At 76.1% G+C, this 12,393-nt stretch carries 14 protein-coding genes; 13 read left to right on the top strand and 1 reads right to left on the bottom strand.

What is annotated here, in order from left to right; translation table 11 throughout:
- Window position 1 precedes the first annotated feature (1 nt).
- The 13 genes from LPU43_RS11150 (at window position 2) to LPU43_RS11090 (ending at window position 11,728) form a co-directional block, all read left to right on the top strand.
- The gene (locus LPU43_RS11150; RefSeq protein ID WP_229400200.1) at window positions 2-748 is read left to right on the top strand and encodes a YggS family pyridoxal phosphate-dependent enzyme; all 747 of its coding nucleotides are present in this window, start codon (window positions 2-4) and stop codon (window positions 746-748) included.
- Between the two features lie 189 nt (window positions 749-937).
- Window positions 938-1,663, top strand: a complete 726-nt coding sequence (locus LPU43_RS11145) for a cell division protein SepF (RefSeq protein ID WP_229400199.1) — start codon at window positions 938-940, stop codon at window positions 1,661-1,663.
- Window positions 1,664-1,692: 29 nt separating this feature from the next.
- Complete coding sequence (locus tag LPU43_RS11140; RefSeq protein ID WP_229400198.1) at window positions 1,693-1,992, top strand: YggT family protein; 300 nt, start codon at window positions 1,693-1,695, stop codon at window positions 1,990-1,992.
- A gap of 55 nt (window positions 1,993-2,047) precedes the next feature.
- Window positions 2,048-2,857: a DivIVA domain-containing protein gene (locus tag LPU43_RS11135; RefSeq protein ID WP_229400197.1), complete on the top strand. Its 810-nt coding sequence runs from the start codon at window positions 2,048-2,050 to the stop codon at window positions 2,855-2,857.
- A 75-nt stretch (window positions 2,858-2,932) separates the two neighbouring features.
- Complete coding sequence (locus LPU43_RS11130; protein WP_229400196.1) at window positions 2,933-3,565, top strand: hypothetical protein; 633 nt, start codon at window positions 2,933-2,935, stop codon at window positions 3,563-3,565.
- A gap of 6 nt (window positions 3,566-3,571) precedes the next feature.
- Window positions 3,572-3,871 carry a DUF167 domain-containing protein gene (locus LPU43_RS11125; protein WP_229400195.1) on the top strand — a complete coding sequence of 100 codons (300 nt, stop codon included), beginning with the start codon at window positions 3,572-3,574 and terminating at the stop codon, window positions 3,869-3,871.
- A 22-nt stretch (window positions 3,872-3,893) separates the two neighbouring features.
- Window positions 3,894-5,399 carry a potassium/proton antiporter gene (locus LPU43_RS11120; RefSeq protein WP_229400194.1) on the top strand — a complete coding sequence of 502 codons (1,506 nt, stop codon included), beginning with the start codon at window positions 3,894-3,896 and terminating at the stop codon, window positions 5,397-5,399.
- Between the two features lie 225 nt (window positions 5,400-5,624).
- Window positions 5,625-6,041 carry a TraR/DksA family transcriptional regulator gene (locus LPU43_RS11115; protein ID WP_229400193.1) on the top strand — a complete coding sequence of 139 codons (417 nt, stop codon included), beginning with the start codon at window positions 5,625-5,627 and terminating at the stop codon, window positions 6,039-6,041.
- Between the two features lie 63 nt (window positions 6,042-6,104).
- Complete coding sequence (gene lspA, locus LPU43_RS11110; RefSeq protein WP_229400192.1) at window positions 6,105-6,707, top strand: signal peptidase II; 603 nt, start codon at window positions 6,105-6,107, stop codon at window positions 6,705-6,707.
- Between the two features lie 50 nt (window positions 6,708-6,757).
- Window positions 6,758-7,639, top strand: a complete 882-nt coding sequence (locus LPU43_RS11105; protein WP_229400373.1) for an RluA family pseudouridine synthase — start codon at window positions 6,758-6,760, stop codon at window positions 7,637-7,639.
- Window positions 7,640-7,654: 15 nt separating this feature from the next.
- Window positions 7,655-8,527, top strand: a complete 873-nt coding sequence (locus LPU43_RS11100; RefSeq protein ID WP_229400191.1) for a hypothetical protein — start codon at window positions 7,655-7,657, stop codon at window positions 8,525-8,527.
- A 76-nt stretch (window positions 8,528-8,603) separates the two neighbouring features.
- On the top strand, window positions 8,604-10,442 hold the full coding sequence (locus tag LPU43_RS11095; RefSeq protein ID WP_229400190.1) for a MinD/ParA family ATP-binding protein: 1,839 nt from the start codon (window positions 8,604-8,606) through the stop codon (window positions 10,440-10,442).
- Between the two features lie 515 nt (window positions 10,443-10,957).
- Complete coding sequence (locus LPU43_RS11090) at window positions 10,958-11,728, top strand: DUF2567 domain-containing protein (protein WP_373321693.1); 771 nt, start codon at window positions 10,958-10,960, stop codon at window positions 11,726-11,728.
- Here LPU43_RS11090 and LPU43_RS11085 read toward each other — a convergent pair.
- A complete protein-coding gene (locus LPU43_RS11085; RefSeq protein WP_229400189.1) occupies window positions 11,643-12,344 on the bottom strand; it encodes an LON peptidase substrate-binding domain-containing protein in 702 nt (233 codons plus the stop codon). The two genes, LPU43_RS11090 and LPU43_RS11085, sit on opposite strands and share 86 nt — an antisense overlap.
- Between the last annotated feature and the right edge of the window lie 49 nt (window positions 12,345-12,393).

Below are 12,393 nucleotides of genomic sequence, written 5' to 3'. Positions count from 1 at the left end.
GATGACCGACACGAACCCGTCGGCGCCCCCGGACCGCCGGGCCGAACTGGCGGCCGGGCTGGCCCGCGTCCGGGCCCGGATCGCCGACGCCTGCGCGGCGGCCGGGCGGGACCGGTCCGAGGTCACCATGATCGCCGTCACGAAGACCTACCCCGCCTCCGACGTGGTGGCCCTGGCCGGGCTCGGGGTCGCCGACGTGGGGGAGAACCGCGACCAGGAGGCGGCCGGCAAGGCCGCCGAGGTGGCCGCCGCGGGGGCGACCCCGCGTTGGCACTTCATCGGCCGGTTGCAGCGCAACAAGTGCCGCTCGGTCGTCCGGTACGCCGACGTCGTCCAGTCGGTCGACAGCGTCCGGCTGGCCCGGGCGCTGGACGCCGCGGCGGCGGCCGAGCGGGACCGCCCGTTGGACGTGCTGGTGCAGGTCAGTGTGGACGGCGACGCGGCGCGCGGCGGCGCCCTGCCGGGCTCGGTCGATCCGGACGCGGGGCTGCACCCGGTGGCCGAGGCGGTGGCCGGCGCGCCCGGGCTGCGGCTGGCCGGCCTGATGGCGGTGGCCCCGCTGGGCTGGGAGCCGGAGCGGGCGTTCGCCCGGTTGGCGGAGGTGGCGCGGGAGTTCCGGGCGGCGCACCCCGAGGCGGTCGCGCTCTCCGCCGGGATGAGCGGGGACCTGGAGACCGCGATCGGGTACGGCGCGACACATGTCCGCGTCGGCAGCGCGTTGCTCGGAATGCGTACCACGCTGCGGTAGCCTGACCACGAGAGAAGCAAATTACATCAGTGTTGTTTCAGGAACGGCGTCCCGATGTCAGGGGGCACGGCCCGTGACCGCGAATCGCGGGCCGGAGGATTGCCGCTCCGGTCCGATGGGCAGTTGTCCACTCGCGAGAAGCGACACGGCACGGGGGCGCGTGCCGCACGGCGGACGGAAGGGCGCGGGATGGGTGCACTGCGCAAGGCGGGGGTCTGGCTCGGTCTCGTCGAGGAGGACGACGAGCGGGTCTACGACGACGGTGGCTACGACAAGGGTGGCTACCGCGAGTCGCGTTACCGGTCGGGCCGGTACGGCGAGGAGTTCCCCGACGACGATGACGACGACTCCGAGGAGCCCCCGGCGCCCCGGTCCCGGGTCGGCGAGCGGGGCCGGTTGACCGAGCGTTCCGCGACCCGCCCCCTGGAGGGCGAGCGCGGCGAGGCCGACCGCCCGGAGCGCGGCGAGCGCGGCGAGCGGGTCGAGCGCGCCGACCGCTCCAGCGTCCGGTCGATCACCCGCAGCTCCGGCGCGGACGGTTCCGGCGCGCTGACCTACCACACGCGCGACAACCTGGCCCTGGCCCCGCAGAGCCAGTCGCGCGAGCGGGTGGCGCCGGTCGAGCAGGAGGAGCAGCGTTACCAGATCACCACGCTGCACCCGACCACGTACCGGGAGGCCCGCACGATCGGGGAGCACTTCCGCGACGGCGTTCCGGTGATCATCAACCTCACCGAGATGGACGAGGCCGACGCCCGCCGGCTGGTCGACTTCGCCGCCGGGCTGGCGTTCGGCCTGCGCGGTACGATCGAGCGCGTGACCAATCGGGTGTTCCTGCTCTCACCTGCCAACGTCCAGGTCACCGCCGAGGACAAGGCCAAGATCGCCGAGGGCGGGTTCTTCAGCCTGAGTTAGACCCGCCCGACCGAGGGACGTCGCCTGCTGTGTTGTCGATCGTGCTGCAAGTCCTGTACCTGATTCTGTATGTCTTTCTGATCATTCTTCTGGCCCGGTTTGTCCTCAGCGCGGTCCTCGCCTACGGCCGCCGCTGGCAGCCGGGGCGGGGTGCGACAGCCGGGCTGGAATCCGTGTGGAGCGTCACTGATCCGCCTCTGAAGGCGTTGAGGCGGGTGATCCCTCCGCTGCGAATTGGTACCGTGAGCATCGACCTGGCCTCCCTTGTGCTCCTGGTTATCCTGTTCGTGCTGATGGAGTTCGTGTTGAAGCGGCTGATCCTCGGGTGACGAACACCCGCAGGTCCAGCCCGCTACGCGGCCGCAACTGACCCGAGGAGTTTCGATGCCGCTGACCCCGGCCGACGTCCACAACGTCGCCTTCAAAAAGCCACCGATCGGCAAGCGGGGGTACGACGAGGAGGAGGTCGACGCCTTTCTGGACGAGGTCGAGCGCGAGCTCGCCCGTCTGATCGAGGAGAACAACGAGCTGCGCGCCCAGGTGGAGCGCGGCGGCCGTGGGGGTGCCCCCGCCGGCCCCGGCGGCGACGCCCGGCTCGCCGCGGAGCTCAACGACGTCAAGGCCCAGCTCGACCGGGTGCAGCGCGACAAGGCGGCGGCCGAGCAGGCCGCCCGCGCCATGCAGGCCGAGCTGGAGCAGGTCCGCGCCCAGGGCGGCCCGGCCGCCGTGACCGGCGACGGCGAGCAGCAGGCGCTGCGGGTGCTGATGATGGCCCAGCGCACCGCCGACGACCACGTCTCCGACGCCCGTCGCGAGGCCGACCAGCTGCTCACCGAGGCCCGCACCACGGCCGAGGAGGTCACCCGCGAGGCCCGCGCCAAGGCCGACGCGCTGGAGCGCGACGCCCGCCAGCGGCACCAGGAGGCCATGGGCGGCCTGGACGCCAAGCGCACCGCGCTGCAGAAGCACATCGAGGAGCTCAAGCAGTTCGAGCGCGAGTACCGGACCCGCCTCAAGGCGTACCTGGAGAGCCAGCTCCGCGACCTCGACGGTCGTGGCCAGGGCCTCGAGGCCGAGATGACCCGGACCGAGGGCAGCCGGGCGGTGGGTGGCGGCAGCAACGGCCTCGCCGCCGCCGGGCTCGCCGGCTCGTACGGCGGCGGTCGCTCCGGCGCGCTGGAGTCCGGCCGCTGATCTGCGGTGCGGTGGCCGTCGTGGGGCGGCCACCGACCGCGACCACTGGAGAATCCGACGCGGCGGGGGTGAGCCGTGATAGTCGCAAGCCTGCTGCTCATCCTCGTCGCCGTCGTGCTCCTGGTGCTCGGTCTGACCAGCGGGTCCAGCCCGCTGCTGACGACGTCCATCGCGGCCAGCCTGCTGGCCGCCGTCGCGCTGGTGGCGGGTGCCCGCCAGGCAGCCGCCAGCCGGGCGGCAGCCGGGCGGGTCGACCCCGACACTGCGCCTGGGGACCGGCCGCCGGCCGGTGGCGTCCCGCCCGCCGGGGCGTACCCACCGCCGGGGTCGGACATCCCCGCCCAGCACGTTCCCCCCACGGTCGGCGCCGACGACACCGGGTGGCGGCAACCGCCCGGGTCGCCGGTCGCCGGGGGCGACCCCTACGACCCGTACGCCGAGCCGGTGTCCCCGGCCGGGGCGCCCACGCCGGCCGACGAGCCGCCCGTCCTGCCGGTCTCCCCGGCCGACGCGGCGCTGGTCGCGGAGCTCGACGCCGAGGTCCACGTGGTGGACGGGCGGCCCCGCTACCACCTCCCCGACTGCCCCCACCTGTACGCACTGGACGCCGAGCCGCTGCCGGTGGCCGAGGCCGTGCGGCTGGGCTTCACGCCGTGCGCCCGCTGCGCGCCGGACACCGTCCTGCTCGCCGACGCCGGGCCGTTCTGACCCTCCATGGACGACACGCTCACCGTGGCCGTGCGGGTGAAGCCGGGTGCCGCGCGGGTCCGGGTCGGCGGCCGGCACGACGGCCCGCACGGGCCCGCCCTGGTGATCGCCGTGAACGCCCCGCCGGTCGACGGCCGGGCCACGGAGGCGGCCCGGCGGGCGCTGGCCGACGCGCTCGGGGTCCGGCCGGCGGCGGTGTCGCTGCGGGCCGGCGCGGCCAGCCGGGACAAACTCTTCCTCGTCGAGCGCCCCCCGGCAGAGCTGGCGGAGGCGCTGCGCCGGCTGCGCGACGGGGTGGGCCGGTGACGGCTGGCCGCCCCGGGCCGGCATGACCCCCGGCTTCGACCTCACGCTGCTGCTCGGGGCCGCGGTGCTGCTGGTGGCGATCGGCGCGGTGCGCTTCTCCACCCGGCTGGGCCTGCCGAGCCTGCTGGTCTACCTCGCGCTCGGGGTGGCGATCGGGGAGTCCGGGCTGGGCATCCGGTTCGACGACGCGGCGCTGACCCGTACCCTCGGCTTCTGCGCCCTCGTCGTGATCATCGCCGAGGGTGGGCTGAGCGCCCGGTGGAGCACCCTGCGCCCGGTGCTCGGCCTGGCCGCGACGCTGTCCACCGTCGGGGTGGTGGTCAGCATCCTGGTGGTCGGGCTGGCGGTGCACCTGCTGCTCGGGCTGGACTGGCGGCTGGCCCTGCTCTACGGCGCGGTGCTCTCCTCCACCGACGCCGCCGCCGTCTTCGCCACCCTGCGCCGGCTGCGTCTGCCGCCCCGGCTGGTGGCCACCCTGGAGGCCGAGTCGGGGATGAACGACGCCCCGGTGGTGCTGCTGGTGGTGCTGCTGTCCCGCTCGGCGAACGAGGCCGCCCACCCCTGGTGGCAGGAGGTGCTGCTGCTCGGCTACGAGCTGGGCGTGGGTGCCGCCGTCGGGGTGGGCGTGGGGCTCGCCGGGCGGGCGGCGCTGCGCCGGGCGGCGCTGCCCTCGGCGGGGCTGTACCCCATCGCGGTGGTCGGCTTCACCGTGCTGGCGTACGCCGCCGGCGCGGTGCTGCACGCCTCCGGCTTCCTGGCCGTGTACGTCGCGGGGGTGCTGCTGGGCAACGCCCGACTGCCCCACCGGCAGGCGATCCTCGGCTTCGCCGACGGGCTGGCCTGGCTGGCCCAGATCGGCCTGTTCGTGCTGCTCGGGCTCCTGGTCTCGCCGGGCCGGCTGGGCACGGCGGTGCTGCCGGCGGTGGTGGCCGGGCTGGCCCTGCTGCTGGTTGCCCGCCCGCTGTCGGTGGCGGTCTCGGCGCTGCCGTTCCGGCTCGGCCCGCGCGACCAGGCGTTCCTGTCCTGGGCCGGGCTGCGCGGCGCGGTGCCGATCGTGCTGGCGACCGTCCCGCTGTCGGAGCGGGTGCCGGGGGCGGAGCGGCTCTTCGACGCGGTCTTCGTGCTGGTGGTGATCTTCACGGCGGTCCAGGCGGGCACGCTCGCCCCGGCCGCCCGGTGGCTGCGGGTGACCGCGCCGGCCGAGCCGGCGGAGATCCGGGTGGAGACCGCGCCGCTGGAGCGGATGCGGGCCGACCTGCTCCAGTTGGAGGTGCCGGCGGGTTCGCGGCTGGGCGGGGTGCACGTGGATGAGCTGCGGTTGCCGCCGGGGGCGTCGGTGACCCTGGTGCTGCGCGACGGGGCGGGCTTCGTGCCCGGCCCGGACACCCGGCTCCTGACCGGCGACAGCCTGCTCATCGTGGCCACCGCCGGGGTGCGGGACGCCGCCGAGCGGCGGCTGCGCGCGGTGAGCCGCCGGGGCCGCCTGGCCCGGTGGTTTGGCGAGTACGGCGACGACCGGGACGGCTGATCTGCTAGCGTTCGTTTTGCCCTTTTGAGGGCTTTTCGAGGTGGAATAGCGGGGCGTCGGTGCGGCGCGTTGTCCGACGTCTGTACGTTCCGTATTCTTGCCAACCTCCGGAGTGCGCGGCGGCCGACGCCGCGCGCCCCGTTCTGTTACCCGGGGGCGCCAGGTCGGTGACCCCTGTCCAGAGGCCGCGGCGTCGCCGCGCGTCCGCGGTGCGAGGGAGCGACCATGGCGAAGCCAGCCGACACCAGGACCGCACGCAAGCCGGTGGCCAAGGCCACCCGCAGCACCGCCGAGACCGAGAAGATCCGGGCGGCCCTGGCGGCCCGGCGGGACGAGTTGCGCGCCGAGTACGATCAGACGTTGAGCGAGATCACCGAGCTGCAGCGCGACCGGCTGACCGACTCGGCCGGGGACGACCAGGTCGACACCGGCACGAAGACGTTCGAGCGGGAGCAGGAGATCTCACTCGCCAACAGCATCCGGGAGCGGATCACGCAGGTCGAGCGGGCCCTGGAGCGCCTCGACGAGGGCGGCTACGGCTGGTGCGAGCGGTGCGGCGACCCGATCCCGGTGGAGCGGCTGGCCGCCTTCCCGGCGGCGACCCTCTGCGTGAGGTGCAAGCAGCTGGAGGAGCGGCGCTGACCGGCGCTCCCCGGCCGGTCAGACGGTGAGCGATCACCGCCGAGAAGCGTCGATGGGGAGCACATGACGGCCACACCGCCCGCCGGACCCGACACCGCCGATCCGGGCGGCGGACAGCCCCGGCGTCGGGCGGTGGTGGTCCTCGCCGCCGTCGCCGGGTTCTCCTTCCTGGCCGACCTGCTCACCAAGCACCTCGCCCTGCTCACGCTCAGCGACCACGAGCCCGTGCGGCTGCTCGGTGGCGCGCTCTACCTGAGCCTCACCCGCAACAGCGGGGCGGCGTGGAACATCGGCAGCGACCACACCTGGGTCTTTTCGATCATCACCCTCGCGGTGATCGGCTGGATCGGGTGGATGGCGGTGCGGCTGCGCTCGGTGCCCTGGGCGATCTCGCTCGGCCTGGTGCTCGGCGGGGCGCTGGGCAACCTGGCCGACCGGATCTTCCGCGCCCCGGGCCACTTCGTCGGCCACGTCGTCGACATGATCAGCCTCTTCGACCCGTACGGGCAGGTGTGGCCGGTGTTCAACCTGGCCGACAGCTCCCTGGTCTGCGGCGTCGTGCTGGCCGTGTTCCTGGAGCTGACCGGCCGGCAGCGCGACGGCTCCCGGCTCGGCCGCGACGGCGCCGCCGCCGAGGCCCCCGTCGAGCAGCGGGAGGCGGCGTGAGCGCCGGGGGCGACCACCGGTCCCTGCCGGTGCCGGACGGGCTGGACGGCATGCGGCTCGACCAGGCGGTCTCCCGCCTCTTCGGGCTCTCCCGCACCACCGCCGCGGCCCTGGTCGACGCCGGGGACGCGCTGGTCGACGGCGTCGTCCGCGCCAACTCGTACAAGGTCAAGGCCGGCTCCTGGCTGGACGTGACGCTGCCCGCGCCGCCCGCCCCGCCGACCGTGGTGCCGCAGGCCGTGCCCGGCCTGACCGTGGTGTACGCCGACGACGACATCGTGGTGGTGGACAAGCCGGTCGGCGTCGCCGCCCACCCCAGCCCCGGCTGGACCGGCCCCACCGTGATCGGCGGCCTGGCCGCGATCGGCCACCGGATCTCCACCAGCGGCGCCGCCGAGCGGCAGGGCGTGGTGCACCGGCTCGACGTCGGGACCACCGGGATCATGGCGGTGGCCAAGAGCGAGCAGGCGTACACCGCGTTGAAGCGGGCCTTCAAGCAGCGTGAGGTGGAGAAGCGCTACCACGCCGTGGTGCAGGGGCACCTCGACCCGCTGCGCGGCACCATCGACGCCCCCATCGACCGGCACCCGCACCACGACTACCGCTGGGCGGTCGTCTCCGGCGGAAAGCCGAGCATCACCCACTACGACACCGTCGAGGCGTTCCCGTCGGCGAGCCTGCTGGACGTGCGGCTGGAGACCGGGCGCACCCACCAGATCCGGGTGCACCTCTCCACCCTGCGGCACCCCTGCGTGGGCGACCTCACCTACGGCGCGGACCCGACGCTGTCGGCCCGGCTGGGCCTGAGCCGGCAGTGGCTGCACGCCCGGTCGCTGAGCTTCGCGCACCCGCGCACGGGCGACGAGGTGACGTTCGTCAGCGACTACCCGGACGACCTGGACCGGGCGCTGCGGATCCTCCGCGGCGACTGACCGGGCGCGAAGCCGATGACTCCCGCGACCGGGCGCTGGCCCCGCTGGCTCGCCGCCGCCGCGCTGCTGTCGGTGGCGGCGGTGCTGCTCACGGCCGGCTGGGCGAGCCGCCGCGACCGGCCGGTGGGTGACCGCACGGTGGGCGAGGTGACCCGGGTCGGGGTGCCGGCGGGCGACTCGATCCCCGACTACCTGCGGGCCGCCCGCGCCGAGCTGGCCGCCCTGCCGGCCGCCGGGTCGCCGCCCGGCACGTACGCGCTGGTGTCGTTCGCGGACTACGTCGCGCCCGGCGGGCTGGCCGACCTGCTCGCCGGGGCCGCGGTCGCCGAGGTGGTCGTCCGGGTGCCGCTGCCCGGCCGGCAGACCGAGATCGTGCGCCTGCCGGCCGAGCGCCTGCCGGGGGACGTGGCCGCCGGCATGGCCGGGCTGGCCGAGCGCAAGGACCGCGAGGCCGCCGACCAGCGGACCCGGGCCGCCGGGGCCGCCGACCCCGAACTGCGCCGGGTGTACGAGACCGGGGCGCAGGTCGCGGCGGGGGAGGCGGCGGCGTACCGGGCGACCTGCGCCTGTGCCTACGCGGCCGTGGTGCGGGGGACGCCCGACGCGCTGAGGGTCCTGGCCGGGCGGCCCGCCGCCCGCGCCGTCGACCCCGCCCCGGAGCTGCGCCGGCTGGACCGGACGGTCGTCACCCCGCCGCTGCCGGAGCAGCGGGACGTGGCCCGCCCGCCGCTCGACACCGGGCTGACGCCGGGGGTGGGCGAAACGTCGGAAGCGGCACCGACGGCCACCGCGCCGGGCGGCGGCCCGGGGTCCCCCGGGCGGGTCCCGTCCCCGCCCGCGACCTCGACGGACGCGACCGGCGGCGGCCGGGAGGCATTGCCCCGGTGACGAAGAAGAAGCAGGATGTGCGCGGACCGGTGTGGTCCGAATAGGGTTTCGTTCGTAGCCTGTCAGGCGGAGATCGATGGCGCTGGGAGGGCGAGCCTTGGACGGCACGGAGACCGGCTGGGGTCGGCCCGCCGAGCCAGCACCCCGGTGGCGGGCGCTGCTCGACCGGGCCCGGCACGGCGGTCGCACCGAGGAGCACGCCGAGGCCGACCGGCACGCCGAGGAGCCGCCCCGGCCGACCCCGGAGCCCCTGCCCCGGCGCACGCGCAACGGCTACGCGGGGCGCGCGGCGGCGATCGGCCCCGCCGCCGAGCCGTCGTACGGGGCGACCGAGTCGCCGTACGGCGCGGCGGAGCCCGCTCACCCGGCCGAGCCGGCCCGGGGCGGGTACCGGGCCGGGGCGAGCTACCGGGTGGACCCGGCCCATCGGATCGACCCGTCCTACCAGCCGGAGCCCGCCCACCAGCCGGAGCCGCCGTACCGGGCGGAGCCGGGCCCGGCGGAGCCCTCCTTTCCCGCCGAGCCGTCCTACCGGGCCGGGGTGTCCCGACCGGCGGAGCCGACGTGGCGGGCCGAGCCGGAGCCGCCCCCGCCCGCCCGGTCCCGGTACGCCGCGCTGGAAAACGGCTACCGCCCCGACCCGGCCCCGTCGGCCCAGTCGCGGTACGCGCTGCTGGACGGGGGTGGCTACCGACCCGAGCCGGCCTACCAGCCGCCTCCGGCGGAGCCGGCCCATCCCGCGCAGCCGGCGGCGTCCTCTCATCCGGCGCAGCCGGCGGCGTCCCCTTATCCGGCGGTGTCCTCCTACCCGGCTCAGCCGGCGGTGCCCTCCCAGCCCGCCGCGCAGGCGGCGGTGCCCTCCTACCTGGATCAGCCGGCGGTGCCTCCCCGTCCGGTTCCGCCGGGGTACCGGGCCGAGCCGACCTATCGGGCCGAACCGACCTACCGGGCCGAACCGACCTACCGGGCGGAGGCGGCGTACCAGGTCGAGCCGGTGTACCAGCCCGTGGCGGAGCCGGCCTACCAGTCGCCCCCGCCGGGGCCCCCGGCCGTCGCCGACCAGGGCTACCCCGCCCGGATCGAGTGGCGGGCGCAGAGCGTCGAGAGCGAGCTGGAGCGGGCCGCCGGGGTGCTGCGCCGCGAGCTGGGCAGCCCCCGGGTGCTGGCCTTCGCCAACCCCAAGGGCGGGGTGCACAAGACCACCGCCACCGTGCTGGCCGCCGCCACCGTGGGCAGCGTGCGCGGCCGGGGCGTGCTCGCCTGGGACGACAACGAGCTGCGCGGCACCCTCGGGCTGCGCGCCGGCAGCGCCCGGCACGCGCGGACCATCCGGCACCTGATCCACGACCTCGCCCAGGTCGAGATCCGCGAGGGCGCCGACCTCCTGGAGAGCCTCGACGACTACCTGCGGCACGCCTCCGACGGCTCGTACGACGTGCTGGCCGGGGAGGAGAGCCCCCGGTTCGCCCAGCGGCTGGACCAGTTCACCGTGAAGCGGGTGCTGGAGCTGCTGCGGCGCACCCACGACGTGGTCTGCGTGGACACCGGCAACAACGTGGAGAGCCCGAACTGGCGCACGGTCATGCAGGCCGCCGACCAGTTGGTGGTCACCACCGTGCCCCGGGAGGACGCCGCGTTCAGCGCCGACTGGATGCTCGACCTGCTGCACGAGGTGGGCATGGGCGAGCTGGCCGACAACGCCGTCACCCTGATCTCCTGCCCGACCCCGGGCCGCTCCCCGTTGCAGGACGACCTGGAGCGGCACTTCGCCACCCGCACGCGCGCCGTTGCCGTGGTGCCGTACGACCCGGCGCTGGAGACCGGCTCCTCGATCGAGTACCACCAGCTCCAGCCGGAGACCCGCCAGGCGTGGCTGCGGGCCGCGTCGACCATGCTCGAACCGTTCGCCCGCTGAGGGCCGTCCGCCGGCACCGCCTGCCCGGGGCTGCCCGAGCCTGAGAGGATCATCGGGTGAGCCCCGACGCCTCCGGTCCCGACCGCCCCGAGTCCCGTCCCGAAGCCCCGGGCCCGGCCGACAGCCCGGCTGACGGCGGTCCGGCTGACGGCGGTCCGGCCGACGGCGCTCCGATCGGCAACGGTCCGGCCGGCGGCGCTCCGGGGCCCGCCCCGACGGGAGGCCCGCAGGCCCCGGCCTGGTCCGCCGGCCTGCCGACGCCCGCCGGCACCCCGGCCGCCGCGCCCGGCGCCGACCCACGGGCCTGGCCGACCCCCGGGACCGCCGCCGACGCACCGGACCGGCCTACCCCCGCGCCCGGGGCCGGTCAGCCGACCGGGCACCACCCGGGGGGCTGGCAGCCGACCGCGCAGCATCCCGGGGCCGGGCAGCCGACCGCGCAGCATCCCGGGGCCGGGCAGCCCACCGCGCAGCATCCCGGGCGCTGGCAGCCGAGCGCGCAGCATCCCTGGGCCGTGGCGTATCCCCCGGCGGGGGGCCGGACGCGGCAGCGGCTCGGGCGGGCGGTCGCGGCGGCGCTCGGCGCGACGGCGGCGCTGACCGTGCTGGGTCTCCCGCTGGGGCTGCTCTGGGCGGCCGTCGCGCCCGACACGCCGGTGGTGATGACCGCCCGGGGAGCCGTCTACGCCGAGCCGCAGCCGGAACAGCCGATCGCCGCCGACGGCTGGTTCAGCCTGCTCGGGCTCGGCTTCGGCGTGCTGGCCGCGCTGGCCCTGTGGGTGCTGCTGCGCCGGTGGCGGGGACCGGGCGGGCTGTTCGCCGGGGCGGTCGGCGGCCTCGGTGCGGCGCTGGTGGCCTGGCAGGTCGGCCGCCGGATCGGCCTGTCGACGTACCAGCGCCTGCTGGCCGAAGCGCCGGACGGGCAGGCGTTCACCAAGCCGGCCGACCTGCGCGCCGGGGGGCTGCACCGGTTCCTCGACGTGCTCCCGGTGCCGTACGGCAACCTGCTGCTGCCGGCGTTCGCCGTCGCTGTGACGTACACGCTGCTGGCCGGCTGGTCGCGCTGGCCGTCGCTGCGCGCCGAGCCGGAGCCCCACCCGGCCTGGGCCCCGCTCGACGGCCCGGCGGTGGGTTGTCCCGGCCTGGCGGCGGGCGATCCCGGCCCGGCGGGGGGCGTGCCCGGGCCGCCGACGCCCGGGGTCAGTTCGGGGCCGGCGGGCTCGCCAGCTCCGACAGCGGCACCGGAACCGCCCGCACCTGGCGCAGCAGAGCCGCCTCGCGGCTGAGCAGCCGCAACTCGGCGCGGAGCCGGGCGGCGGTGTCGTCGATCGCGAGCAGCCGCTGCCGGTCGTCGACGGTCAGCATGGCGGTCGCGGCGACCAGGTGGGACAGCACCGTCGGGTCCTCCGGGAGCTGCTCGGAGATCTCGCCCGGGTCGGGTCGGACCAGCCCGAGGTACTGCCGGAACACCGAGATCACCCGGGCCGCCAGCAGGTCGGCGGCCTCGTCCGGGCCGCTCGGCTCCGGCAGCCACTCCACCTCGGCCGTCAGGTACGGCGCGGCCTGCTCGTCGACGTCGACGACGCGGAACCGCCGCCGCCCCACGGTGACGATGTCGAACCCGCCGTCGGGCAGCTCGGTCACCTGGCGCACCTCGGCGGTGCAGCCGACCTCGTGCAGGGTGACCTCGCCGACGCCCGGGACGGGCCGCTCCGGGGAGCCGGGGGCGACCTCCCAGCCGGCCTGGATCGCCACCACGCCGAACTCGCGCGGGGCGCCCTCGGGCAGGCCCATCAGGTGGCGCACCAGGGCGCGGTAGCGCTCCTCGAATATGTGCAGCGGCAGCACCAGGCCGGGGAAGAGCACCGTTCCGAGGGGGAAGAGCGGCAGCCGCTGGGTCACGCCGTCGAGCCTAGCCCGCCCGCGCCGCCCCGGCGTGGCTCGGCTCACC

Source organism: Micromonospora okii (assembly GCF_020884795.1).
Lineage (GTDB): Bacteria > Actinomycetota > Actinomycetes > Mycobacteriales > Micromonosporaceae > Micromonospora > Micromonospora okii.
Note: the sequence above shows the minus strand (reverse complement) of the source record. Positions and strands in the feature narration are given on the sequence as shown.